The 789-nt window shown below is 52.7% G+C and carries 1 rRNA gene; it reads left to right on the forward strand.

The annotated features are described in order from the left end of the window. Window positions 1-751: ribosomal RNA gene (locus AC1RQG_RS27825) — 23S ribosomal RNA — on the forward strand; the annotation flags it as partial. Window positions 752-789 lie beyond the last annotated feature (38 nt).

The raw sequence follows: 789 nt of genomic DNA on the forward strand, positions 1-789 counted from the left end.
CGTGGAGCCAACCTTGAAATACCACCCTGGTTTGTTTGAGGTTCTAACCTTGGCCCGTGATCCGGGTCGGGGACAGTGCATGGTAGGCAGTTTGACTGGGGCGGTCTCCTCCTAAAGTGTAACGGAGGAGTTCGAAGGTACGCTAGGTACGGTCGGACATCGTGCTAATAGTGCAATGGCATAAGCGTGCTTAACTGCGAGACCGACAAGTCGAGCAGGTACGAAAGTAGGACATAGTGATCCGGTGGTTCTGTATGGAAGGGCCATCGCTCAACGGATAAAAGGTACTCTGGGGATAACAGGCTGATTCCTCCCAAGAGTTCATATCGACGGGGGAGTTTGGCACCTCGATGTCGGCTCATCACATCCTGGGGCTGTAGCCGGTCCCAAGGGTATGGCTGTTCGCCATTTAAAGTGGTACGTGAGCTGGGTTTAAAACGTCGTGAGACAGTTTGGTCCCTATCTGCCGTGGGCGTTGGAAATTTGAAGGGGGCTGCTCCTAGTACGAGAGGACCGGAGTGGACGAACCTCTGGTGTACCGGTTGTCACGCCAGTGGCATTGCCGGGTAGCTAAGTTCGGAAGAGATAACCGCTGAAAGCATCTAAGCGGGAAACTTGCCTTAAGATGAGATTTCCCGGAGCCTTGAGCTCCTTGAAGGGTCGTTCGAGACCAGGACGTTGATAGGTCAGGTGTGGAAGTGCAGTAATGCATTAAGCTAACTGATACTAATTGCCCGTACGGCTTGTCCCTATAACCTTAGCAGGTTGTGGTGAATGAGAAGTGCGTTG

Source organism: Rugamonas sp. GW822-FHT03B10 (assembly GCF_058801745.1).